Annotated in this window: 22 protein-coding genes and 4 pseudogenes; 15 read left to right on the plus strand and 11 right to left on the minus strand. The window is 70.2% G+C overall.

What is annotated here, in order from left to right; translation table 11 throughout:
• Positions 1-38: 38 nt before the first annotated feature.
• Entirely contained in the window at positions 39-1,469 is a 1,431-nt protein-coding gene (locus tag AB0D57_RS37330; protein WP_362083914.1) for a cytochrome P450, read from the minus strand.
• Positions 1,470-1,793: 324 nt separating this feature from the next.
• Between AB0D57_RS37330 and AB0D57_RS37335 the strand changes: the two genes are divergently transcribed.
• From AB0D57_RS37335 to AB0D57_RS37355, 5 genes are read left to right on the plus strand one after another with little or no spacing between them, the layout of a single operon-like run.
• Positions 1,794-3,566: an ATP-binding protein gene (locus tag AB0D57_RS37335; protein ID WP_362083917.1), complete on the plus strand. Its 1,773-nt coding sequence runs from the start codon at positions 1,794-1,796 to the stop codon at positions 3,564-3,566.
• On the plus strand, positions 3,563-3,973 hold the full coding sequence (locus tag AB0D57_RS37340) for a roadblock/LC7 domain-containing protein (RefSeq protein WP_028798637.1): 411 nt from the start codon (positions 3,563-3,565) through the stop codon (positions 3,971-3,973). Before AB0D57_RS37335 ends, AB0D57_RS37340 begins: the two co-directional genes overlap by 4 nt.
• Positions 3,970-4,341 (plus strand): DUF742 domain-containing protein, encoded by a 372-nt coding sequence (locus AB0D57_RS37345; protein WP_362083920.1) that lies wholly within the window; start codon positions 3,970-3,972, stop codon positions 4,339-4,341. The genes AB0D57_RS37340 and AB0D57_RS37345 overlap by 4 nt, the downstream gene beginning before the upstream one ends.
• On the plus strand, positions 4,322-4,927 hold the full coding sequence (locus AB0D57_RS37350; protein WP_362083923.1) for an ATP/GTP-binding protein: 606 nt from the start codon (positions 4,322-4,324) through the stop codon (positions 4,925-4,927). The genes AB0D57_RS37345 and AB0D57_RS37350 overlap by 20 nt, the downstream gene beginning before the upstream one ends.
• Positions 4,924-6,192 carry a cytochrome P450 gene (locus tag AB0D57_RS37355; RefSeq protein WP_362083926.1) on the plus strand — a complete coding sequence of 423 codons (1,269 nt, stop codon included), beginning with the start codon at positions 4,924-4,926 and terminating at the stop codon, positions 6,190-6,192. The genes AB0D57_RS37350 and AB0D57_RS37355 overlap by 4 nt, the downstream gene beginning before the upstream one ends.
• Positions 6,193-6,263: 71 nt before the next feature.
• On the opposite strand, the gene AB0D57_RS37360 is transcribed toward AB0D57_RS37355, so the two are convergent.
• Together AB0D57_RS37360 and AB0D57_RS37365 are read right to left on the minus strand one after the other, a co-directional pair.
• Positions 6,264-7,295, minus strand: coding sequence for a 7-epi-alpha-eudesmol synthase (locus tag AB0D57_RS37360; protein ID WP_362083929.1), 1,032 nt, complete (start codon positions 7,293-7,295; stop codon positions 6,264-6,266).
• Between the two features lie 210 nt (positions 7,296-7,505).
• Positions 7,506-7,727, minus strand: a pseudogene (locus AB0D57_RS37365) (amidohydrolase); the annotation flags it as partial.
• Positions 7,728-7,977: 250 nt separating this feature from the next.
• Here AB0D57_RS37365 and AB0D57_RS37370 point away from each other — a divergent pair.
• Together AB0D57_RS37370 and AB0D57_RS37375 are read left to right on the plus strand one after the other, a co-directional pair.
• Entirely contained in the window at positions 7,978-8,442 is a 465-nt protein-coding gene (locus AB0D57_RS37370; RefSeq protein ID WP_362083932.1) for a pyridoxamine 5'-phosphate oxidase family protein, read from the plus strand.
• An 80-nt stretch (positions 8,443-8,522) separates the two neighbouring features.
• Positions 8,523-8,915 carry a VOC family protein gene (locus AB0D57_RS37375; RefSeq protein WP_362083935.1) on the plus strand — a complete coding sequence of 131 codons (393 nt, stop codon included), beginning with the start codon at positions 8,523-8,525 and terminating at the stop codon, positions 8,913-8,915.
• Positions 8,916-9,035: 120 nt separating this feature from the next.
• Here the strand turns inward: AB0D57_RS37375 and AB0D57_RS37380 are convergent, their stop codons facing one another.
• Together AB0D57_RS37380 and AB0D57_RS37385 are read right to left on the minus strand one after the other, a co-directional pair.
• On the minus strand, positions 9,036-9,353 hold the full coding sequence (locus AB0D57_RS37380; protein WP_362083938.1) for a DUF4235 domain-containing protein: 318 nt from the start codon (positions 9,351-9,353) through the stop codon (positions 9,036-9,038).
• Between the two features lie 231 nt (positions 9,354-9,584).
• Positions 9,585-10,028: a nitroreductase family deazaflavin-dependent oxidoreductase gene (locus tag AB0D57_RS37385; RefSeq protein ID WP_362083941.1), complete on the minus strand. Its 444-nt coding sequence runs from the start codon at positions 10,026-10,028 to the stop codon at positions 9,585-9,587.
• Between the two features lie 184 nt (positions 10,029-10,212).
• On the opposite strand from AB0D57_RS37385, the gene AB0D57_RS37390 reads away from it, so the two are divergent.
• Complete coding sequence (locus tag AB0D57_RS37390) at positions 10,213-10,653, plus strand: nuclear transport factor 2 family protein (RefSeq protein WP_362083944.1); 441 nt, start codon at positions 10,213-10,215, stop codon at positions 10,651-10,653.
• Positions 10,654-10,761: 108 nt separating this feature from the next.
• On the opposite strand, the gene AB0D57_RS37395 is transcribed toward AB0D57_RS37390, so the two are convergent.
• Positions 10,762-11,394: a LysE family transporter gene (locus AB0D57_RS37395; RefSeq protein WP_362083947.1), complete on the minus strand. Its 633-nt coding sequence runs from the start codon at positions 11,392-11,394 to the stop codon at positions 10,762-10,764.
• A gap of 434 nt (positions 11,395-11,828) precedes the next feature.
• Between AB0D57_RS37395 and AB0D57_RS37400 the strand changes: the two genes are divergently transcribed.
• From AB0D57_RS37400 to AB0D57_RS37410, 3 genes are all read left to right on the plus strand, one after another.
• On the plus strand, positions 11,829-13,013 hold the full coding sequence (locus tag AB0D57_RS37400) for a cytochrome P450 (RefSeq protein WP_362083950.1): 1,185 nt from the start codon (positions 11,829-11,831) through the stop codon (positions 13,011-13,013).
• Between the two features lie 18 nt (positions 13,014-13,031).
• Positions 13,032-13,226, plus strand: a complete 195-nt coding sequence (locus tag AB0D57_RS37405) for a ferredoxin (RefSeq protein WP_362083968.1) — start codon at positions 13,032-13,034, stop codon at positions 13,224-13,226.
• Between the two features lie 185 nt (positions 13,227-13,411).
• Complete coding sequence (locus tag AB0D57_RS37410) at positions 13,412-13,969, plus strand: flavoprotein (RefSeq protein WP_362083953.1); 558 nt, start codon at positions 13,412-13,414, stop codon at positions 13,967-13,969.
• On the opposite strand, the gene AB0D57_RS37415 is transcribed toward AB0D57_RS37410, so the two are convergent.
• Positions 13,947-15,521, minus strand: a complete 1,575-nt coding sequence (locus AB0D57_RS37415) for a phospholipid carrier-dependent glycosyltransferase (RefSeq protein WP_362083971.1) — start codon at positions 15,519-15,521, stop codon at positions 13,947-13,949. The genes AB0D57_RS37410 and AB0D57_RS37415 overlap by 23 nt on opposite strands.
• A gap of 191 nt (positions 15,522-15,712) precedes the next feature.
• The gene (locus AB0D57_RS37420) at positions 15,713-16,567 is read right to left on the minus strand and encodes an endo alpha-1,4 polygalactosaminidase (protein WP_362083956.1); all 855 of its coding nucleotides are present in this window, start codon (positions 16,565-16,567) and stop codon (positions 15,713-15,715) included.
• Between the two features lie 287 nt (positions 16,568-16,854).
• Between AB0D57_RS37420 and AB0D57_RS37425 the strand changes: the two are divergent.
• From AB0D57_RS37425 to AB0D57_RS37435, 3 genes and pseudogenes are all read left to right on the plus strand, one after another.
• Positions 16,855-17,469 (plus strand): annotated as a pseudogene (locus AB0D57_RS37425) (NAD(P)-binding domain-containing protein); the annotation flags it as partial.
• 22 nt (positions 17,470-17,491) lie between these two features.
• Positions 17,492-18,406: an alpha/beta hydrolase gene (locus tag AB0D57_RS37430; protein ID WP_362083959.1), complete on the plus strand. Its 915-nt coding sequence runs from the start codon at positions 17,492-17,494 to the stop codon at positions 18,404-18,406.
• Positions 18,403-18,681 (plus strand): hypothetical protein, encoded by a 279-nt coding sequence (locus tag AB0D57_RS37435; RefSeq protein ID WP_362083962.1) that lies wholly within the window; start codon positions 18,403-18,405, stop codon positions 18,679-18,681. The genes AB0D57_RS37430 and AB0D57_RS37435 overlap by 4 nt, the downstream gene beginning before the upstream one ends.
• A 2-nt stretch (positions 18,682-18,683) precedes the next feature.
• Here the strand turns inward: AB0D57_RS37435 and AB0D57_RS37440 are convergent, their stop codons facing one another.
• Entirely contained in the window at positions 18,684-19,496 is an 813-nt protein-coding gene (locus tag AB0D57_RS37440; RefSeq protein WP_362083975.1) for a phytanoyl-CoA dioxygenase family protein, read from the minus strand.
• A 64-nt stretch (positions 19,497-19,560) separates the two neighbouring features.
• Here AB0D57_RS37440 and AB0D57_RS37445 point away from each other — a divergent pair, with 64 nt between their 5' ends.
• Positions 19,561-20,562 carry a helix-turn-helix domain-containing protein gene (locus AB0D57_RS37445; RefSeq protein ID WP_362083965.1) on the plus strand — a complete coding sequence of 334 codons (1,002 nt, stop codon included), beginning with the start codon at positions 19,561-19,563 and terminating at the stop codon, positions 20,560-20,562.
• Here the strand turns inward: AB0D57_RS37445 and AB0D57_RS37450 are convergent.
• Both AB0D57_RS37450 and AB0D57_RS37455 read right to left on the minus strand, forming a co-directional pair.
• Positions 20,528-20,626: pseudogene (locus tag AB0D57_RS37450) on the minus strand (universal stress protein); the annotation flags it as partial. The gene AB0D57_RS37445 and the pseudogene AB0D57_RS37450 sit on opposite strands and share 35 nt — an antisense overlap.
• A 14-nt stretch (positions 20,627-20,640) precedes the next feature.
• Positions 20,641-20,898, minus strand: a pseudogene (locus tag AB0D57_RS37455) (arsenic transporter); the annotation flags it as partial.
• Between the last annotated feature and the right edge of the window lie 247 nt (positions 20,899-21,145).

The following is a 21,145-nucleotide window of genomic DNA, read 5'->3' on the forward strand; positions in this document are numbered from 1 at the left end:
GCGCTGTGGAAGCCGAGCGCCGGGGAGGCTCCTCGCCGCTACGCCGTACGCGGGTGCGGGGTCATCGACAGCTTGTCCGGCTTGACCGTGACGATGGCCTGCGGGCGCGGGGGAGCCGACGTGAGGGTCAGACGCCAGCGCTGGAGGACGGTGGCGAGGATGATGAGGAGTTCGGTCCAGGCGAACTCCTCGCCGATGCACTTGCGGCGGCCGTCGCCGAAGGCGAGGAACGAGGCGCGGTTGAGGTCCTTGGCCCGCTCGGGCTCCCAGCGGTCCGGGTCGAAGGCGGCGGGGTCGGCGTAGACCTCGGGGTCGTGCTGGTGGACGTACGGGCTGTAGACGACGTCCGCGCCCTCGGGTATCGGATACCCGTCGAGTGTCACCGGGCGCGTGGTGGTGCGGGTGACCAGCCAGGCGGGGCCGTACATGCGCATGGTCTCCTTCAGGACACTGCGCATGTAGGGGAGGGAGGGCAGGTCCTCCTGTGTGAGCGGGCGGTCGCCGCAGGCCGTGGAGAGTTCCTCGTGCAGGCGTTGCTCGATCCGCGGGTTCCGGCTGATCTCGTACAGGGCCCAGGCGAGCGTGGTGCCCGTCGTCTCGATGGCACCGGTGAGGAGCGTGATCGCCTCGTCCTGGAGCTGCTGGTGGGAGAGGGGGCCCGTCTCCGGGTCGTCGGCGGTGAGAAGGGTGGAGAAGAGCCCACTGCCGGGCGCCTGTTCGGAGGTTCGGCCGACGCCGTTGTGCGCCGGGCAGCCCGCCGGCGGTGCGGCGGCGCCCGGTGCGGCGACCGCCAACTGCGCGCGATGGTGGTCGATGGCCTGGTCGATGAGGACCCGCAGCCGGGCCACGTGCCGCTCGTGCGCCCGGTTCGCCGGCAACGGAAGCTTGGTCACCCAGCCCGGCAGGATGGTCTGCCGGATCGTGCCGCGCATGATCGCCGGCATGAGACTCGTGAACTCCTCCTCGACATGGGACGGCAGTCCCGAACCGAAGAGGGCCACGAGGAAGGTCGACAGGGTGAGGTCGTTCATGTCCTCGTACGTCTCACGTGGGGTCCCAGGCGTCCACGCGGCGGTCGCGGCCCGTACGTGCTCGATCATCACGTCGCCCCGGGTGGCGATGTGCGCCTTGTTGAACATCGGCTGCATCAGGCGCCGGTGTTTCATGTGCAGGTCGCCGTCGGCGATGGTGGCGAGCCCGTCGCCGAAGAACACCCGCAACGCGTCGATGATCTTCCCGCCCTTGGCGAAGGCGTCGACCTCCGTCACCAGAACTCTGCGGGTGACGGCGGGGTCGGTGACGACATAGGCGGAGGTTGGTCCGATCAGGATCCGTACCACGCTGCCCTGGTGGCGCAGGGAGTCCAGGAAGTCCAAGGGGCGGCGGGCGAGTTGGTGTCCGTGTCCGATCAAGGGCAGTCGGCCGGGCGCGGTGGGCGCCGCGGTGGAGGAACCCGACAGGGAACTCATCTGTACGTCTCCTCGAGATCATCACGAGTAGGGCTGAACATGCCATGCCCTGTCATCCATGCCCCGACGGTTGGATCACTCCGCCCTGCGCGTGATGGAGAGACGGTGAAGGGATTTTTCGATATGAACACTCGTGTCGGAGCGTGATCGAATACTCACCGTCATGCGGAGGGTGGTTGATCCTTTCGATCACAAACCCGATAAGCTCCCCTGCGGCGCTGCGAGTTGATCCGAACACACTCGGTCGCCTTGCGCTGCGTGTTCGACGCGTACGGCGCCTGCACACCCCCCTCTGTTCGATCGTGTTGCTTTCGAAGGATGCAGATGGAACTTGCCACTCCGCCCCCGGCGGCGCGGGCACCGGTCGTCTGGTACAGCTGGTGGCTGATGCCGATCGCCTTAGGTGCCGGAACCGTCGTCACCGCGGTCGCGGGACCGGACCAGGTCCAGATACCCGCAACGTTCGCCGGTGCCGCGGCCACCGCGGCCGGTGCCGTCTGTGTGCGGCTTCTCGTCCGCACCCAGTCCCAACTGCGCCGTACCAACAAAGACTTCCGCAACTCGCAGGCCGAGCACTCCCAGCAGTGGCAGCAGCATGTGTCCGGCCTGGAGCGGAAGTTCGCGGCCGAGCGCTCCGCCCTGGACGGACAGCTGGCCGAACAGGCCAAGACCTTCGAGGCCCGGCTGGCGGAGCAGACGGCCGCCTACGAGGCACGGACTGTTGAGCAGACCGAGGCCTACGAGGCGCGCATCGCCGAACAGATGGAGGCCTACGAGGCCCGCGTCGTCGAGCAGACCGAGGCCTACGAGACCGGACTTGCCGCGCGGACCCAGGTCTGGCAGGAGCAGCTCGCCGTCCAGCAGGCCGTCGTCGGCAGGCTGGGTGACACCTATCTGCCCGAGGCGCTCAAGCGGCTGCGGGACGGCGAAGCCATCGACGACATCCTGCCGGAGGTCGCCCAGGAGTCGGACGCGAGCCCCGAGCTGCGTGCCGAGCTGCGCAAGGTCCTCAGGACCGCGCTGATCGGCGTGGAGGAGGAGTTCAACCGCTCCACCTCGGCCGAGCAGGCCGTGATCAGTATCGGCAGCCGCATCCATGTGCTGACCAGCAAGCTGCGTGGGCGGCTGCACGAGATGCAGGGCGAGCACGGGCGACTGCCCGCGGTGGCCCGGGGCCTGATGGAGCTGGACCAGGAGATCGGCCCCGCCGACCGTCTCGCCGCCAGCATCGGCGTGCTCGGCGGTTCGGACCGGCCCGGACGTCAGTGGCAGGAGCCGCAGCGACTGCTCAGCGTGGTCCGCGGCGGTATCGGCCGGATCAAGGACTTCGACCGCGTCCAGCTCCGCCATCTGCCCGAACTCGGCGTCGACGGCGGCCTGGTGGATCACCTCACGCTGATCTTCGCGCACCTGCTGGACAACGCGGCGCGCTACTCGCCGCCCACCGAGCCCGTGGTCGTGTCCGGCAAGGAGGTCCCCAACGGCGTCGGCATCGAGATCCAGGACGCGGGCAAGGGCCTGAGCGAGGAGAAGAAGCGCGAGGCGGAGCAGTCCCTCGCCGGCACCGTGACCGGCCCCGGTCTCGGCGGTGTGTCGGAGGACGCCAACCTGGGCCTGCGTGTGGTGGGCGCCCTGGCACGCCGCTACGGCATCCGGGTCACCTTCGCGGACTCGCCCTGGCTCGGCACCTCGGTGGTCGTGGTCGTACCGCACAAGTACTTCAGCCCACTGCCGGCCGCCGTCACCGAGCCGGCCCCGGCCGCCGTGACCGCGCCGAGTGCCGAGCCGGTCCAGGCCGCGCCCGTGGAGGGTGCTGAAGCGGTGGACACCACTCCCGGTGGACTGCCTCGGCGCCGCAGCAGGCGGGGCGACACGTCGGAGCCGCGGCCCAGGGCCGTTCAGCGCACCGAGGAGACCGTGGCCGCCGTGCCGCCCGACGCGTCCTTCGCCGGCCTCGCAGCCTTTGCCACCGCCGGCCGGGAGAGCACCCCGCCGCCTGGCACGACCGCGGACCACGAAGCGGCAGCCACCGGCGGGACGACCGCCGGACGCGAGTTCAACGAGCACCGCACTGAAGAGAGCGACAAGTCCACATGACGCAACAGGGAACCGACGTGAGCTGGGCGCTCCGCGACCTGACGGAGAGCATCCAGGAGATCCGCTTCGCCCTCGTGGCGTCGAGTGACGGCAAGGCCATCACCTCCTACGGTGCCGACGACCCCGACGACGTGGACCGGTTCGCCGCCGTGGTCGCGGGTCTGCAGGCGCTGGCCCAGCCGGTGGCCGAGCAGTTCCCCCAGTACGCCGGGCAGCTGCGCCTCGCGATGATCGAGGTGGACGGCGGCCACCTGTTCGTGGTGCGGGCCGGCGTGGAGACGTACCTCGGAGTGCTCGCCAAGGAAGGCCTCGACCAGGGTCTTCTCGGCCACCAGATGAGGGATCTGGCCCGCAGGATGGGTGAGCTCCTCGGCACCACTCCGCGCCTGGAGGAGCACTCTGGATGAGTGCTCCCCGCCGGCACACGGACCCGTCCGGTCTCGAGCGCTACTACGTCCTCACCGGAGGGCGCAGCGGACCGGGCGGTTCGGCGTCGAGTCTTGACGTGGCGACCCTGATCGTCTCCCGCGCCGCTGCCGTCCCGGGCATGCAGCACGAACACGAGGAGATCATCCGGCGCTGCCGCGATCCGCTGTCGGTGGCCGAACTCGGCGCCCACCTCGGACTGCCCTTCAACATTCTCGCGGTGCTCCTGGCCGATCTGCTGGACGCAGGCCGCGTTGAAGCCCGTAATCCCATCCCGGCGTCGGACGCCGGCCGCGGGGCCGACCTCGCGCTCCTTGAGGAGGTACTCAGTGGACTTCAAAGGCTTTGACCATCCCGACCGGGGGTCGGACGGCGGCACCCGCTCGGTGAAGGTGATGATCGCCGGCGGATTCGGTACCGGAAAGACCACCATGGTGCGCTCCGTCAGCGACATCAAGCCGCTGACCACCGAGGAGACCCTGACCCAGGCCAGTGCCGACGTCGACAACCTGATCGGCGTGGCGGACAAGACGGAGACCACCGTCAGCCTGGACTTCGGCAAGATCGGCATCAACGACGAGCTGGTGCTGTACCTGTTCGGGACGCCGGGCCAGGAGCGGTTCTGGTTCCTGTGGAACGGTCTGTTCAAGGGCGCCCTCGGGGCGGTGGTCCTGGTGGACACCCGCCGGCTGGCCTCCAGCTTCCGGGCCATCGAGGAGATGGAGCGGCAGGACGTCCCCTTCGTCATCGCCCTGAACGTCTTTCCGGACTCCCAGGAACACCCGATCGAAGAGATCCGCGACGCCCTCGACCTCTCCCCGCACACCCCGATCGTGGCCTGCGACGCCCGGGACCGGGGATCCAGCCGAGACGTCCTCATCGCGCTGATACGTCATCTGCAGGAACGCTCTGCCGTCGCTCTGGAGCCCCGATGAACGACCAGCCCTTAAACGGCCCCGACGCCCCGCGCGGCTGCCCCGTCGCACACGGCGACGCCGACGGCCTGACCCGGCTGTACGGGACCCACGTGCCGACCGACCCGCACGGCGTCTACACGCAGTTGCGCAAGGAACACGGGGCCGTGGCCCCGATACTCCTCGAGGGCGACGTCCCCGCCTGGCTGGTCCTCGGCTATCGCGAGAACCGGCGGGTGCTCGACAACCCCCGCCAGTTCAGCCGGGATTCGCGCATCTGGCGGGACTGGAAGGAAGGACGCGTCGAGGCCAGCTCACCGCTGATCCCCATGCTGGGCTGGCGCCCTGACTGCGTGTCCCAGGACGGCGCGCCGCACCGCAGGCTGCGCGGCGCGGTCACCGACAACCTGCAGACCGTCGCGGGACGCGGCATCCGGCGCCATGTCACGCACTTTGCGAACAAGCAGATCGACGCGTTCGCCGACGCGGGCAGCGCCGACCTGGTCGGCGACTACGCCGAGTACCTGCCGATGCTCGTCCTGACCAGACTGTTCGGGCTTCCGGCGGCCGAGGGGCGCAATCTGGCCGTCTCCTGCGCCCAGGTCATCAAGGGTGGTGAGGACGCCCTCGCCCACAACGACCGCATCATGCACATCCTCGGGGAACTCGCCGAGCGCAAGCGGATCGAGCCCGGACCCGACTTCACCACCGGGCTGATCGGGCATCACGCGGACCTGGACGAGGACGAGGTCCTCAGCCACCTGCGCCTGGTGCTGATCACCGCGCACACGACCACCAGCAATCTGCTGGCCCGGGTGCTGCAGCTGATTCTCACCGACACCTCCCGGCTCGCGGGACTGGTGAGCGGCCAGCTCGACGTCTCCGCGGTCGTCGAGGAGGTGATGTGGAACACTCCTCCGCTGGCTGTGCTTCCGGGGCGTTTCGCCGCAGGCGATCTCGAGCTCGCGGGCCATCACATCAAGGAGGGCGACCTGCTGGTGCTCGGGCTCACCGCGGGCAACCTCGACCCGGAGATCCGGCCCGACGCGGGTGTCTCCGTCCAGGGCAACCAGTCGCATCTCGCGTTCAGCGGCGGTGCGCACGAGTGCCCGGGGCAGAACATCGGCCAGGCCATCATCGAGACGGCCGTCGATGTCCTGGTACACCGGCTGCCGGGGCTGCGCCTGGCCGTGCCGACCGACGAACTCACCTCGACCGCCTCCACCTGGGAGGCACGCCTGGACCGTCTCCCGGTCGAGTTCGCGGCGGCCCCCGCTGGGGTGTGAGCGTCAGCGGATCGCCGTAGTGCGACACTTTCTGCCCGGCCGGGACCTCCCGGCCGGGCAGAAATCGTGGATCACACCGCCAGCAGATCGTCCAGCGATCCCTTGCCGGCCAACTCGGCCGTGGCGGCCGGGCCTTCCTTCGCGGCGGCGTACCGGCCCGAGGTCAGCGCCCACTCGTAGTTGCCGTTGATCCAGTGCTGAATGGCCTCCACGCCCATCCGCACCTGGGCCTGCTGCTCGGCGCCGAGTCCGAGCTCCTCGCACATCTGAGGGACGCGCGCCTCGAGTTCGAGGTACTCGTCGAGGCAGTGCTTGGTCATCCGGTACGCCTCCGCGGCGGCCTCCTCCCAGCCGCAGCCGCGCTCACGGTGGAGCACGGCTATCAGGTTGTGGCCGTCCCCGCGGCGTTTCTCGCGCTCGAAGGAGTGGATGTCGTTCATGAACCCGATGGTGTCCGCGGCCAGATCCCGCATCCTGACCATCAGCTCGTGCGCCTGCACCTGCGGCGGCACCTCGAAGCCGCGGCTGCGCTCACCCGCGTCGATGCTGTGGTGGATGCCCACCGTGCGGCGGCGGAACTCCGCGTACTCCTCGATGCCGAGCGTGCCCGCCAGGCCCCGGGCGGCGAGGTCCACCTCCTCGGTGTGCGCGACGAGGAACCGCCCCCAGGACGCGGCGAACCGCGTCCGCCAGGTCAGGGACATGCCATCCGAGAGGTGGTCCCAGACCTCGGCCCAGGCCACGGTGATCGGGCAGACCACCCGGGGAGCGGTCCCGGCGGGACGCAGCGGGGTGGCGATCAGCTCCCGGGCGACCTCCGCCACGCGGTCCGCGCGGTCGGGCTGTCCGGAGTCGAACTGGTCGTCGAACAGGAAGGCCAGGGAGAACCAGTTCATCAGGACGACCATGTCGTCGGCCGAGGCGTGGGGGTAGGTCCGTGCCGCCGCCTGGGGCAGGTCCCAGGACTGGTATTCCTCGAACCCGGCCTGACTGCGTACCAGTCCCATCTCCCACACCCAGCGCAGATGGCGCTCTCGGGCGTACTCCAGGTGCTCGCTGACCGGGGTCCGGAAGGGGAGGTCGAACCTGACGTCCTGCGGCATTGGGCGTCCTCTCTTGCGACGTTTCACAGGCCCCCGCCCCTGCGTATGGGCGATCGAAATTGATGCCCATTGACCTGAACTGCATGTTTTGAGCCGGAAATTGACGACTCAACTACGCTTCGAGACTGCCCAGTGCCTAAACGATCTATGGTGTGAGAACCGCAACGCGAGTGACAGGTGTGAGTTCGCGCAGATGGCCACTCAACTCGCCTCGCGGTCCAGCACCACCAGATCCGCCGGCGCCCCCGCTCGAACGCTTCCGGTGTCGTCGAGGTGGTTCGCGACGTGGATGCCCTGGAGCGGGTCGGTACTGCTGACGGGCCGGTCACTGCCCGCCGCGAGCCTCGCCCCGGACCGCAGCAGCGCCCCGAACGGGTACTGCCGGCCGGCCCGTTCGGGCCCGAGGAAGGGAATGGTCAGCTCGTCCGTCTGCGAGGAGCCGGGGGCGTCCAACCCGCTACGCGGGCAGTCGGGTCGGATCGACGAAGCCGGCGCCCCGATTGGCCGTGGCTCAACGTGGGCCGCCGTCAGATACGCCTGAGAGCTGTCCGCGGCGGCCCGCCTCGAAGAGATCAACCAGCGGTGACGGCAGTCTGGTTGACCGCCGAATGGTGCGTCCAGTGCAATTCATCGTGCTGGTCCACGTACGACACACGACGTTTCGACAGGAGGCTGTCCGAAGATGACCCCGCCGCCCGCCCGCACCCCGAAGCAACGCAAGCAGGACACTCTGTACCGACTGGAGAACGACGAAGACGCCTGGGTGTCCACGGCCGACGACGAAGGAGGAGCGCCGTATCTGATCCCCCTGTCTTTCCTCTGGGACGGGAGGACCATTCTGATGGCCACTCCGGCCGCAAGTCCCACGGGCCGCAATCTGCGCGTGACCGGCAAGGTGCGCCTGGGCATCGGGCCGACCCGCGACGTGGTCCTCGTCGAGGGCTCGGTCGAGACCTTGGAGCCCGCCGAGCTGCCGGACGGAGTCGGCGACGCCTTCGCCGAGAAGACCGGCTTCGATCCGCGTCGACTCACCACCGCCTACCTCTACTTCCGCGTCACTCCGCTGCGGGTGCAGGCCTGGCGTGAGGCCAATGAGCTCACCGGGCGCGATCTCCTGCGCGACGGCGCATGGCTCGTGGACGACTGATTCCGTGGGACGGGGTACCCGGGAGGGCCAGGCAGCAGGTGGTGGAGCCGCCCGCGCCGCGGACCCCGTACGGAGGAAGCATGGCACTGGTGCTGGCAGGCGTCGTGGTGCTCGACTGCGCCGAGCCCGAGAAGCTCGCCGCCTTCTACAAGGAGCTGCTCGATGCGGACGAGACGGACGTGACCGCGAACCGCGTGGAGATCAGGGCCGCCGACGGGACGCGGATCGCGTTCCGCAGGGACGCGAAGGCGACGCCGCCGAGCTGGCCGCGACCCGAAAACTCCCTCCAGGTCCACCTGGACTTCCACGTGACGGACCTGGACGAGGCCGAACGCAGGGTCGTCGGCCTCGGCGGGCGCCCCCTCGACACGAAGGACGTCGCGAGCCCGTTCGAGGAGCGGGGTTGCGCCGACCCGGCGGGGCACTCCTTCACTCTGCGCCTCAGGCCCACCATGGCGCCGAAGCCGGGCTGAACCGGCCGGGAGGCCCTGGCGGGGCTGAACCCGTCTTCGGTCGGTAGCCGGGTTGGCCCCGTCCTCAGGTCGGTCACCGGGTCGGCCCCGCCTTCAGGCGGTCACCGGGCCGGCCCCGCCTCAGTCCTTGCCGCCGCCCTTGTAGGCCTTGTCGGATATCGGCCACACACCCGTCGAACGCTCGACGGCCTTCGCGCCCGCACGATCCGCCACGCTGCGGGCGACGGCGAACAAGGCGCCCTGGAGAGCCGCCGCGAGCAGTACCTCGCCCCAGCCGCGGTCCTTGTCCAGTGCGTCGGGCGCGTCCTCCTCGTGGCGTATCGCCTTCCAGGTCGCCTGGAAGGCCAGCCCGGCCACGGCGCCGCTCGCCCAGCTCAGCGCGAAGCCGAGGGGCTTGTAGGCGAGGGGGAGTTTGAGCTTCTTCGGCTTCTTGGACACCAGGGTCTCCTTCTTCGCTCAGGTCGGCGGCGCCGAGCCCTCCGCGGTGGTAGGAGTCATGCCCCTGTGGCCCTGGCAGTCATGCCACTTGAGGGGCCGCGGCAACGGGAAGCCCCGCCGCGACGGGGGGACGCGGCGGGGCCTGAGGCACGGGTGCCCGTCGTACCGCGGATCATGCGTGGCAATTTCCACGGAAATTCCGCACGGGCCGCCGTCATGCGTGTGTGCCGGTCAGTCGGTCGGCTCCAGGACGAAGACGGGGATCTCCCGGTCGGTCTTCTTCTGGTAGTCGGCGTACGGGGGATACGCCGCGACCGCGCGCTCCCACCACTGGGCCTTCTCCTCACCCGTGACCTCACGGGCCCTCAGCTCCCGGCGTTCGGGGCCGTCCTGGAGCTCCACGTGCGGGTCGGACTTCACGTTGAAGTACCAGACCGGGTGTTTGGGCGCACCGCCGAGCGAGGCCACCGCCGCGTAGCGTCCGTCGTGCTCGACGCGCATCAGCGGGGTCTTGCGGATCTTGCCGCTCTTGGCGCCGCGGGTCGTGAGAACGATGACCGGGAGGCCCGTGTCCATCAGCGTATTTCCCTTGGTGCCGCCGGAGCTCTCGTACAACTCCACCTGCTCGCGTACCCACTGTGTCGGGCTGGGTTCGTACTCACCCTCAAGAGGCATGACTGCCGTCCCATCGTCACGTCGTACCGGTGTTGTCTCCGCTTGATTCAAACACCGAAGTCCAGGCAATTCATCCACACCATTACCTCTCGCGTCATCGCCGCCGAGGGTGGACTCCTGGCACGGTGGAACGGTTCCCGCGCAGCAAAGATGACGGAGACGACGCAACAGAGGGGCGGTCCCCATGTCCATTCCCACCGACCGTGCGACGACGACGCGCGCCGTGGTCGAGGAACTGCTGCGCCGGATGGGTGCGGGCGACCCCGAACGGATCGCCGAACTGTACGCCGAGCGGGGCGACTGGAAACTGAGCTGGCCGCAGGACGAGCACGGGCGTGCCGAAACGCCGTGGATCCGCCACCGGTCCACGCGCGCCGATGCCGCCGCCCACTACCGCGAACTCGGTGCGCACCATGTGCCCGGCAGTGCGGCCACCGAGATCGAGCGGATTCTCGTCGACGGTGGCGACGCCGTCGTGCTGGGTGAGATCCGTCAGACGGCCCGGGAGACCGGGCGTGCCTATCGCGCCAGGTTCGCTCTCCACCTGACGGTGGAGGACGGCCTCGTCGTACGGCATCACGTGTACGAGGACAGTCTCGCCGTGGCTCGCGCGTTCGAGGCGTGAGCGCGCACCGGCTGCGTCGGCACCGACCGAGAGGTTCGCGGCGGTCTTTCCCGCCCTGTCATCGCACGGGCGGAGCGCGGCGAGGCAAGGTGACAGGACTGCGCGAACTCATTGCGGCGCGAGGAGCATCCGCACCGCGAGCACCATGGTCACGACGCCGGCCGCAAGCGCCGTGACCAGTCGCCCCCGGTGGCCGGTCAGCGCCCGGCCGAGCAGCGCTCCACCCCCGGCGAGCAGCAACTGCCAGCTTGCGGACGCGACGAACGCGGCGAGGACGAACGCCCCTTGCTCCAGGGGACGCACCGCCTCGGTCGTCCGGTTGCCCAGGACCAACGCGGCGAAGTAGACGACAGTGGTGGGATTCAGCAGGGTGATCCCCAGCAGCGTCAGAAACGCCCGCGCCGGGCGCTCGGGATCCCGCCCGGGCCGGGTGGTGAGCAGTCGCTCGCGGTACTGCCGGCATGCGGTGACCGCGCCGCGTACCGCGAGTGCGACCAGTACCAGCCCCGCGGCCCAGCGCAGCGGCACGAGCACGGGCTGCAGCACGGTCGCGAGCCCGGTACCCCCGACCACCGCGACCAGGGCGTACAGCCCGTCGGCGGTCGCGACGCCGAGCGCGGCGCACCCGCCGATCCGCAGGGACGTGCGCGCGGTGAGGGAGACGAGGTAGGTCCCGACCGCTCCGACGGGGATGGCGATGCCGAAGCCCGCGAGGAGCCCCGCGACGAGCGCGGCCGTCATGACCGGGGAAGCTCGGGCCTTTGCGGTCGGCCGGGCTGCTGCTGGACCCGCACCGGACGAACGGCGGTGGAGGTCGACGACAGGAAGGCTTCGATCGTGGACATGGGCAGATCCTGGGGCCCGAGGATCCGCCCGGGCAACCGAATTTCGGGGACGCCGACGAGTCACGCGAGCCAGACGTTCACGGCGGCGGGAGCGGCGGATCGAGCCATCCGCGTGTCACCGCGCGATCACATCGGCCCGCAGGGGCTCGGTGGCAGTTCCCACGGGCAACGGCGTTCGGCCAGATCGCCCGTCCGGCCCATCTGGCCGAACTTCACGTGGCCCTATAGATGCCTGGGGCATCTAATGGGGAGTAGGATCAGAAAAAGGTATGAAAGGCGCGAAAGGCCGGAAAGATAAGCAAGAGGGAACCGTCGTCTGCGAGGTCACTCATGACAGAACCCGTCGCCTTCCCCCAGGACCGTACCTGTCCCTACCACCCGCCCACCGGCTATGACGCTCTGCGTACGGCACGCCCCCTGTCGCGGATCTCCCTGTTCGACGGGCGCGGCGTGTGGGTCGTCACCGGGCACGCTGCCGCCCGTGCACTCCTCAGCGATCCACGATTGTCGTCCGACCGCACCAGCCCGGCGTTCCCGATGATCACGGAACGGTTCGCCGCAGTCCGCGACCGGCGCGTCGCACTGCTCGGGCTCGACGATCCGGCGCACCACACCCAACGCCGCATGCTGGTCCCGAGCTTCACCCTGAAGCGGACCGCTGCCCTGCGCCCGCGCATCCAGGAGACCGTGGACCGGCTGCTGGACGCCATGGAGAAGCAGGGTCCGCCCGCCGAGCTGGTCAGCGCCTTCGCGCTGCCTGTGCCCTCGATGGTGATCTGCAATCTGCTCGGTGTCCCGTACGCCGACCACGACTTCTTCGAGGAACAGTCCCGCAGGTTGCTGCGCGGCGCCGCCGCGGACACCCAGGACGCGCGCGACCGACTGCACGGGTACCTGGGCTCGCTGATCGACCGCAAACGGAAGGATCCGGGAGACGGCCTCCTCGACGAACTCGTCCAGGAGCAGCTGCGCGAGGGGACGGTGGACCGCCGGGAAGTGATCGACCTGGCGCTGATCCTGCTGGTCGCCGGGCACGAGACGACCGCGAACATGATCTCGCTCGGCACGTTCACGCTGCTGACGCACCCGGAGCAGCTGGCCGAACTGCGCGCCGAGCCGACCCTCATGCCCGCCGCCGTCGAGGAACTGCTGCGTTTCCTCTCCATCGCGGACGGGCTGCTGCGGGTGGCCACCGAGGACATCGAGGTGGCCGGGACGACGATCCGGGCCGGCGAGGGCGTCGTCTTCTCCACCTCCGTCATCAACCGCGACGCGGACACCTTCCCCGAGCCGGACGCCCTGGACTGGCGCCGCTCGGCCCGCCACCACGTCGCGTTCGGCTTCGGCATCCACCAGTGCCTCGGCCAGAACCTCGCCCGCGCCGAGATGGAGATCGCCCTGCTCGCGCTCTTCGACCGGCTGCCGGGGCTGCGCCTTGCCGCCCGGGCGGAGGACATCCCCTTCAAAGCCGGCGACACGATCCAGGGGATGCTGGAACTCCCCGTGACCTGGTAAGAGGCTGCGGCCATGACTATCGAGATCTCCATCGACCGGGACGTCTGCATCGGCGCGGGTCAGTGCGCGCTGACCGCACCGAGTGTCTTCACCCAGGACGACGACGGATTCAGCGCGCTGCTGCCCGGCCGGGAGGACGGCGGTGGCGACCCGCTGGTCCGGGAGGCCGCCCGAGCCTGCCCCGTGGGCGCCATCACCGTCGCCGAGACGTGACGGGCCAAGCCCTGACAGGCGCTCACCGAGAACGGCCGGACCGGCTCGGCGCAGGCGTACACGGTCCGCGATCACGTTGATCCGTTGACCAGGGCGGGCGCGGCGAACCGCGCCCGCCGTCAGCCACTGTGCCCACGCCGTACCGCCGAGCGCGCGGCGCCTTGCCGGTTCATTAGGGTGCCCGCGTGACCGAACACGCCGAGCAGGCCCCTGCCCTCAAGCCCTTCCTCTATCTCGTCGTCTGCGCCGCGGGCATCGCGCAGGACGTCGGCGAACTGATCACCGCGGCGCGGAAGCGGAACTGGGAGGTCGGTGTCATCGCCACCCCGCAGGGGCTCGGCTTCTTCGACGCGACGGCCGTGGCGGCGCAGACCGGCCGGCCGATCCGGTCCGCCTGGAGAGCCCCGGGCGACCCGCGCCCCTTCCCCGCCCCCGACGCGGTAGCCCTCGCTCCGGCCACCTTCAACACCGTCAACAAGTGGGCGGCCGGCATATCCGACACGCTCGCCCTGGGCACCCTGTGCGAGGCATACGGCCTCGGTGTCCCGATCGCCGTGCTGCCCTGTGTGAGCGACGCGTTGGCGGCCCACCCCGCCTACCGTGCGAGCGTCGACCGCCTGCGCGGCATGGGTGTCCGGTTCGGTGACCGCTACTCCGGGGAGCCCCGGGAGGACGGCCGCCGCGAGGAGTTCCGCTGGGAGCGGGCGCTGGACCTGCTCGCTACGGCCGACGGTAGATCGTGATCGAATGGCCGACCTCGTCGACCGGCGTACTGCCCTCGAGCAGCGCCGCCAGCCGGCCGTCGGCCTTCGCGACCGAGGTGTCCGAGACGACGAGCAGCCCGTGCACCTCGCTCGGCGGCGCCTTGCGCGGATCGGCCGCTTCGATTCCGTAGTACGACGGCACACCGCTGCCCTTGTAGACGAGCCAGACCCGCTCGTGCGGATACCGCTCGTCCAGGCGGTCGGCCAGTCGTCCCAGATCCTGTCCCCAGTCGACGTTCGAGTCGTGCAGACGCAGATGGGTCTTCGACGGACCGCCGAACGCCTCATTGGAGTACGGCAGGTAGTACGGGAACGCGCGCAGCGAACTGACCGCGACGCACAGGACCAGCGCCGCCGCGGCGGCGTGGGCCCAGCGTTGTCGAAGGGCGAGGACCTCGGCCGCGGCGACCGCCAGGAACACCGGGACGAAAAGGGCATACCGAACGCCGAGGTCACGGGATCCGTTCATGGCCGCAGCCAGCAGTACGGCCGGGGGGAGAAGGATGTGGACGGTCGCGGACCGCAGCCGCGGAACGGCCGCCATCGCCACCCCGCCGGCCGCCCAGAGCGCGAGCATGCCGAGCGGCGTCTTCACCAGCAGCGCGGCCGGCAGGTAGTACCAGAGCGAACCGTGGTAGACCCTGCCGAAGAGAAAGCCTCCCCAGGTGGCGTTCTCCAAGCCGAACTGGATGCGCATCCCGTCCCGGTACGGCCTCGGGAAGGGCAGCCGGTCGATGACGAGCCCGCGCAGACCGTGCACGGCCGGGAGGTTCGCGGGCGGCGTCCAGCGCAGCTGCGGGTCGACGACGAGGTAGGTGACCCACACCACGGCGAGAGCCAGCAGCCCCATGCCGGACGCCACCGCGACACCCAGCCCGGCGAGCCGCCGTCGCGCACGCGGGCCGAGGTCACCCGCGTGGCGCGCACGCCGGAAGGACCAGAAGGAGAGGACGGCCAGGATCAGCAGCACCGGAACCCCCGGCAAGGTGCTCATCTTGGTGGCGACCGCCGCGCCGAGCGCCACTCCCGCGAGTGAGAGGTGAAGGAGGGGCCGCCGCCGGGCCCGCCACACCAGCCACACCGACGTCAGCAGAAAACCGACCGCCGGTACGTCGAGCGTGGCCAGCGATCCGTTCGCGATGATGTCCGGCGAGAGCGAGTACAGCGCGAGCGCCACCAACCCGCCGACGCGACCGGCGAGTTCACGGGCGAACGAGAGGACGACCAGACCGAACAGCAGCGTCAGCACGATCACCGGCAGCCGAGCCCACAGCATCACCCGCCATGGATCATTGCCCGACTCGTACAGCACACTCCGCCCGAGCGCCGTCTGATCGCCCGTGAAGTGGGGGTCGAGGCGCGGGTGGGCGAACACCAGCCCGCTCGCGATGATCAGTTTGCCCAGCGGCGGATGCTCGGGGTTGTAGCGCAGGCTGTGTTCCCGGACGTGGACCACGGCTGTGCCCACGTACACCGGCTCGTCGATCGTCGGGGTCTGACGCACGGCCGTCGTGACCATCGCTACCGCCATCTGGGCCAGCAGCGCGACCACGGCCGGCAAGAACAGCCACCGCCGGTGCTGGCGGAGCCCCTCGAACCGCCCCGGCGGCTCGCCGGGGCTCGTCAGCGGGCGGACTTCCTGTCGGTCGGCCATGGACGTCGACATACCCTTTGTTACGTACGTCCCACACGATCCCGTTCATCCGGCGGCATCCGACCGGGTCAGCGGGTCCGGCGCACGTACTTCGCGCTCTCGGGCGTCGACACCAGCACATCCCGGCGCACGATGCTCAGCCGATCGCCGTAGCCCGCAAGGGCCTTGCGCAGTCCGCTGTCGGTGTACTCGATGACGACCACCCGGTCGTCGAACGCCTTCGCGTACGTGCCGCACTCGTCGTACTCACCGCACTCCTCCGCCACCGCGAAGTCGAGACCGGCCCTGGACCTGAGTCCGGCCAACTCCACGGTGTTCTTCTGCCCGATGGCCAGCCCACGGGAGTGCGCGCGCGCCGAGAGCAGGGTGATGAACGCGGTGGCGTCGTCCGCGGTCAGCAGATTCTGGGAGCGGGTGTAGCTGTCGTAGTTGTCCGGCTCGACCGCGTCGAATCCGCTGTCCGCGCAGCCGTCGATCCACTGGTTGATCCGTGCGGCCACCCGCTTGCGCTTGGTCGGGGTGCCGATGTCGAGGAGCGCCTCGTCCCAGGCGCGGTCGACGACGACCTCGCCCCGCGCGTCCCGCAGCAGCAGGTCGGCGGGCCATTGCCGCTGCTCGCCCGGCTGGACCTGGAAGGCGTTGACATAACAGATGTTGTAGAGCCCGGGCGCGGGCGCCGCCGCACGGTCGCGGCTGACGACGCGGACACCGGACGGCGGCGGATAGACGCCGCCGATCTGGTAGTCGAAGCCCGCGTGGAGCGGGGGGAGCTTCACGGACTCCGAGCCGGCCTGGGAGGACGTGGGTTTCGGGGACGGTCCGCCCTCGCGCGGCTCGGACGTACAGCCCACCAGCGTCACGAGTGCCAGCAGGGCGGCGGCCGCGCCGAGAACTCCGACGCGGGGCGCACGCTTGACGGACATGTCCACTCCATCAATCGCGAGTACGGCCCCGCCTCGGACGCTTTCGCGATCCTGGCGACTTGGGCCGGACTTGAACCGTGTCCGCTACCGGCTGGGCGCACCTCTGGGTGCCGGGCGGCACGCCTCGGCACCTCACGATCAAAGCCTCTGGACAGAGCCCGCGTCAAGGCCACACGATGCGATCGCGCCGTGGCCCCAGTCCAGTCATCTGACAGATGCGCCGCCGTAACCTGCGGCGTGATGCCGCATGGCACCTCTTGTAGTAGCCGCGCGGACCTAGAGGAAGAGGACACGTCATGCCCATCGGAATCATCGGGGCCGGAGCCATCGGGCAGGCCCTCGCGTCCCGGTTACTGGCCGCGGGTGAGCGGGTCGTCATCAGCAACAGTCGTGGCCCACAGTCGCTGCGGGGCCTCGCCTCCTCGATGGGGCCGGGGCTGAAACCCGCCACCGTCGCCGAGTCGGCCGGCGAGGAGATCGTCGTCCTCGCCGTACCGTGGCGGCGGCTGCGCGAGGCGGTGGCCGCGGCGGACGTGCCCGACTGGCAGGAGCGGATCGTCATCGACACCACCAACCCGCTGGGCCCGCCCGACTTCAAGGCCGCCGACCTCGGCGGCCGTACCTCCAGCGAGGTCGTCGCCGAACTCGTGCCCGGAGCTCGCCTGGTGAAGGCCTTCAACACGCTGACAGCGGCGGTCCTCGGCTCGGACCCCCGAACGTTCGTCGGACGACGGGTGATCTTCCTGTCCGGCAACCACGCCGACGCCAACGAGCGCGTCACCCGACTCGCCGACCGCGTGGGCTGGGCGGTCATCGACCTCGGCCCGCTGGAGGTCGGAGGACGGCTGCAACAATTTCCGGGAGGCCCGTTGCCGACGCTCAATCTGCTCCTGGAGCCCTGACCCGAGGCCTTATTGTCAGGACATGACCGGAGACCGTATCGCACTGGCCGTAGACGACCACGGGGGCGACGGCCCACCCCTGCTCCTGCTGCACGGAGCCGGACGCACCCTGGCCGACTGGGCCGCCGTGGCCCCGCTCCTCGTCCGTCACCACCGCGTGCTCGCCGTGGACCTGCGCGGACACGGTCGCTCACCGTCCGGAACCTGGAGTCTTCCCCGGGTGCTGGGGGACATCGAGACGCTCTTGGAGGAGTACGGCATCCCCGGCGCACTCCCCGTCGGGCATTCGCTCGGGGGGATGATCGCCGTGCGGTACGCCCTGGAGCACCCGGACGTCACTCCCGGCGCGGTCAATCTGGACGGATACGGGTGGGGCCGCCCCGACCAGTACGTGGGCCTGGACCGGGAGTATGTCGAGCAACGGCTCACGCAGGTACGGGAATGGGCGGCCACGACGCTGTTGCGTGAGCCGCTTCCCGCCGACGACTTGAAGGTCCTGCTCGCGCAGCGACGGGCGATGTCGGAACAACTGGGCATCCCCTATGAACTGTTGGAGACATGCCTCCTGCGTTCGGTGCACACCACGTCCGACGGGCGGCTGGAGTTTCGGCCGGAACGTCCGCACGCGCTGGAGATGCTGGCCGAGATCGACTCGCTCGACCTCTTCGACCTGTTCGGGAGAATGCGGCGGCCACTGCTGCTCGGACGGGCATTGCGGCCCGTGCCGTCCATCCCTGGCGCCGACTGGTTCGACGAGCTGATGACGGCGTACGGGAAGGGGCTCGCCCGGGACCTCGCCGCACTGGCCGAGCGGAGGGCCGATGTGACGGTGGTGGGGATCGACGGAACGCACGAGATGCTGCTGGAGAACCCCAGGGCGGCCGCCGCCGCGATCATCGCCTTCGCCTCCGAAGCGCTCGCCGGGTTCACCTCATGACTCCCCTCGGGGACGAGTGGATCGTCGGCCGGGCCGGTGTCCTGGTGGCCGAACCGGACGACGCCGAAGGGCACTTCGCGGCGGCCCTGGCGAACCCGGCGGCGACCGGTGGCCCTTCGAACGGGCGCAGGTCCCCTTCTACACGCGGAGTGGCTGCGGCGGCACGCCCGCTGCTCGGCGCGGCGCTCGAGGTCTTCGAAGGGCTCGCAGTCCGGCCGCGGGCCGAACGCACCCGCGCCGAACTGCGGGACGTGCTGCCCGAGTCGATGGAGTGACGTCAGTGGGGGGCCGTCGCCGCGAACTCCGTGCCGCACGGCCCCGAGCCCTCGCTCTCGGGCAGGGCGACCGGCTCGCCGCTCATCGTGAGTGCGCGGTACCAGCTGCCGATCTGCTGGGTGGAGGCGCCGACGTAGTGGCCGATGAAGGAGCGGCGGAAGCGGTCGGCGCTGCGGTTGGGCCCGGAACCGTGCACCAGGCTGCCGTTGAAGAACAACACGTCGCCCGGCTCCATGTCGACCGGTACCGCGGTGAGTCCCGGCGGCGGCGGCACGTACTCCCGTACGAACGACAGCGCCGGGTCCGCCTCCTCCGGGCAGAACAGGTCCATGCGGTGCGTGCCCGGCACGACCTCCAGGCCGCCGTTCTCCCGGTCGATCGCCTCGCAGGCGATCCAGGCGGCGACACAGGTGCCCGGCTCGACCCGCAGATAGAAGTTGTCCTGGTGCAGCGCCTGGCCGCGGGCGCCGGGCGGCTTGAAGTAGAACATGCTCTGCGCGGCCAACACCTCTTCGCCCAGCAGGGTCTCCAGCACGTCCCGCAGTCGCGGGTCGAGCAGAACTCGCAGGGACAGCGCGTTGATGCGGTGCGGCTGCATCACCCGGGGGTAGGCGTGGAGTGGATCGGCCGGGTCGCCGGTCTTCGAGGCGCGGGGTTCGAAGTGCCCAGGCACCGGCCCCGCGGCATGCAGCGCCGCGAACTCGGCGCACAGCTCGTCGATTTCGGCGGCGGTGAACAGCCCGCGCACGATGGCGAACCCGTTCTCCTCGAACTCCTCGAACCGCCGAAGCCGGCTCATGTCCGTGACTGTCATCCGACTGTCCCATCTCATGGTTGCTCCAGGTGCTTCACGCTAGGTCGATGAGTCATTCGGGAGGATGCCTGTGCGTGCTGACGTATTGACCGAGCCTGCTGTCCCGTCCCCGCCGCCGGGCCTGGTGACCATCGGGCGCTTCGACCAGCGAACGGGGTACCGCATCAACCGGCCGCGCGGCTCGGACAGTTGGCTCTTCACCTGGACCACCGCAGGACGAGGACTGCTGCGACAGGGGGCGACCCGGACCGTGGCCGGCGCCGGTGACCTGGTGGTCCTGGGCCCTGGCGTACCGCAGCGCTACGCCGTCGAACCGGACGCCGGGCACTGGGCCTTCTGGTGGGCGCACTGCCAGGCCAGGTCGTCCTGGGCCGGGTGGCTGCGGCCGTACGCGCTCGATGACGGGGTGTACGCCGTCGGGCCCGGACAGAACCGGGAGCGCATCGAGGGGGAGCGGGACGCGTGGGAGCGCAGGCAGCCGGAACAGGACGAGGCGGCCTTCGCGGGGCGGGAACGCATCGAGGCGGCGTTCCGGCGGATGCTCGCCGACTCCCGCTGGACAGGGGACGGCCCGCCGCCCGGCCCCTCGGAGCCCGTCGGCGGGGAGATGGCTGTCGCTGTCGCGCACGGCACCGCCGCCAGAGAGCTGACGCTCTGTTCCCTGGAGGAGATCGTCCTGCTCACCACCGCCCGGGTGGAGCGGCGCCGCCCCGACGTCGACGCCCGCGTCCGTCGGGCCGAGGCGTTGATCGCCGCCGATCCGAGCGCGCCGCACACCGTCCGTTCGCTGGCCGAAGCGGTCTCCCTCTCACCGTCCCGTTTCGCCCACCTCTTCACCGAACAGCTCGGCCGCTCTCCGATGCGGGCTCTGCGCGAGGCCCGACTGCTGCACGCGGCCCGCCTCCTGGAAGCCACTCGGCTCCCGGTGGAGCGGGTGGCCGCGGCCTCCGGTTTCACCAGCGCCTTCCACTTCAACCGGGTGTTCCGGCAGCGGTACGGGACACCGCCGGGCGCTTACCGGACGCGAACCGCTACGGGGGCGGGGGAGGCGGCGGCAGGGCCGTGACGTCCGGCGCCGACTCGGGCCAGACCAGCAGGAGAGGGCAGGGCGCGTGGTCGACGACGAACCGCCGGCCAGCCCCATGGCGTCCAGACTGAGCGCCACCGTGATCGCGGGGGCGAGCGCGAAGACTGCCGTCAGCAGCCGCCCCGGCCGCCCCGCGGCCCAGCGGGCCATCCACGCGCCGCAGGCTTGGAAGAGCCCCTCGTCGTCGCAGAACCGGGCGAGTACCAGTACGGCTGCCAGGAAGCCGATCACCGGCCCCAGATGGCCGGCCTCCGCGCAGACGAGGACCGCGACGAGCAGGACGACGGACAGGCCTTCGGCGAGCGGGTTGTTCAGCCTGATCTTGCGAGGAACCCCGGGCGTTCACGCCCGGGAGGAATCGCATCCCGTGGGTGTGACGCGGAGTGTCGCAGCAGCTTCTTCTTCGGGTGCGGAGCGTCCGTATCGCTGTCCGGCGGAGCCGGAGGGGAAGCATGAGACGTACGTGCGTGCGACCGGTCGCTTGATCGTGTTGGGCATGTGCGCGGTGGGGCGGGTTGTATGCCCAGAGGGTTAGGGTCGGCGTCAATGAAGCTGGTGGTGC

It is taken from the genome of Streptomyces sp. NPDC048275 (assembly GCF_040652275.1).
GTDB lineage: Bacteria > Actinomycetota > Actinomycetes > Streptomycetales > Streptomycetaceae > Streptomyces.

Bases quoted from the DNA above. Each gene is read 5' to 3' on its own strand.
- AB0D57_RS37440 (WP_362083975.1), bottom strand. From the start codon at position 19,496: ATGACAGTCACGGACATGAGCCGGCTTCGGCGGTTCGAGGAGTTCGAG.
- AB0D57_RS37430 (WP_362083959.1), top strand. From the start codon at position 17,492: ATGACCGGAGACCGTATCGCACTGGCCGTAGACGACCACGGGGGCGAC.
- AB0D57_RS37390 (WP_362083944.1), top strand. From the start codon at position 10,213: ATGTCCATTCCCACCGACCGTGCGACGACGACGCGCGCCGTGGTCGAG.
- AB0D57_RS37360 (WP_362083929.1), bottom strand. From the start codon at position 7,295: ATGCCGCAGGACGTCAGGTTCGACCTCCCCTTCCGGACCCCGGTCAGC.
- AB0D57_RS37415 (WP_362083971.1), bottom strand. From the start codon at position 15,521: ATGGCGGTAGCGATGGTCACGACGGCCGTGCGTCAGACCCCGACGATC.
- AB0D57_RS37395 (WP_362083947.1), bottom strand. From the start codon at position 11,394: ATGACGGCCGCGCTCGTCGCGGGGCTCCTCGCGGGCTTCGGCATCGCC.
- AB0D57_RS37435 (WP_362083962.1), top strand. From the start codon at position 18,403: ATGACTCCCCTCGGGGACGAGTGGATCGTCGGCCGGGCCGGTGTCCTG.
- AB0D57_RS37445 (WP_362083965.1), top strand. From the start codon at position 19,561: ATGCCTGTGCGTGCTGACGTATTGACCGAGCCTGCTGTCCCGTCCCCG.
- AB0D57_RS37400 (WP_362083950.1), top strand. From the start codon at position 11,829: ATGACAGAACCCGTCGCCTTCCCCCAGGACCGTACCTGTCCCTACCAC.
- AB0D57_RS37335 (WP_362083917.1), top strand. From the start codon at position 1,794: ATGGAACTTGCCACTCCGCCCCCGGCGGCGCGGGCACCGGTCGTCTGG.
- AB0D57_RS37385 (WP_362083941.1), bottom strand. From the start codon at position 10,028: ATGCCTCTTGAGGGTGAGTACGAACCCAGCCCGACACAGTGGGTACGC.
- AB0D57_RS37345 (WP_362083920.1), top strand. From the start codon at position 3,970: ATGAGTGCTCCCCGCCGGCACACGGACCCGTCCGGTCTCGAGCGCTAC.
- AB0D57_RS37355 (WP_362083926.1), top strand. From the start codon at position 4,924: ATGAACGACCAGCCCTTAAACGGCCCCGACGCCCCGCGCGGCTGCCCC.
- AB0D57_RS37375 (WP_362083935.1), top strand. From the start codon at position 8,523: ATGGCACTGGTGCTGGCAGGCGTCGTGGTGCTCGACTGCGCCGAGCCC.
- AB0D57_RS37330 (WP_362083914.1), bottom strand. From the start codon at position 1,469: ATGAGTTCCCTGTCGGGTTCCTCCACCGCGGCGCCCACCGCGCCCGGC.
- AB0D57_RS37420 (WP_362083956.1), bottom strand. From the start codon at position 16,567: ATGTCCGTCAAGCGTGCGCCCCGCGTCGGAGTTCTCGGCGCGGCCGCC.
- AB0D57_RS37340 (WP_028798637.1), top strand. From the start codon at position 3,563: ATGACGCAACAGGGAACCGACGTGAGCTGGGCGCTCCGCGACCTGACG.
- AB0D57_RS37370 (WP_362083932.1), top strand. From the start codon at position 7,978: ATGACCCCGCCGCCCGCCCGCACCCCGAAGCAACGCAAGCAGGACACT.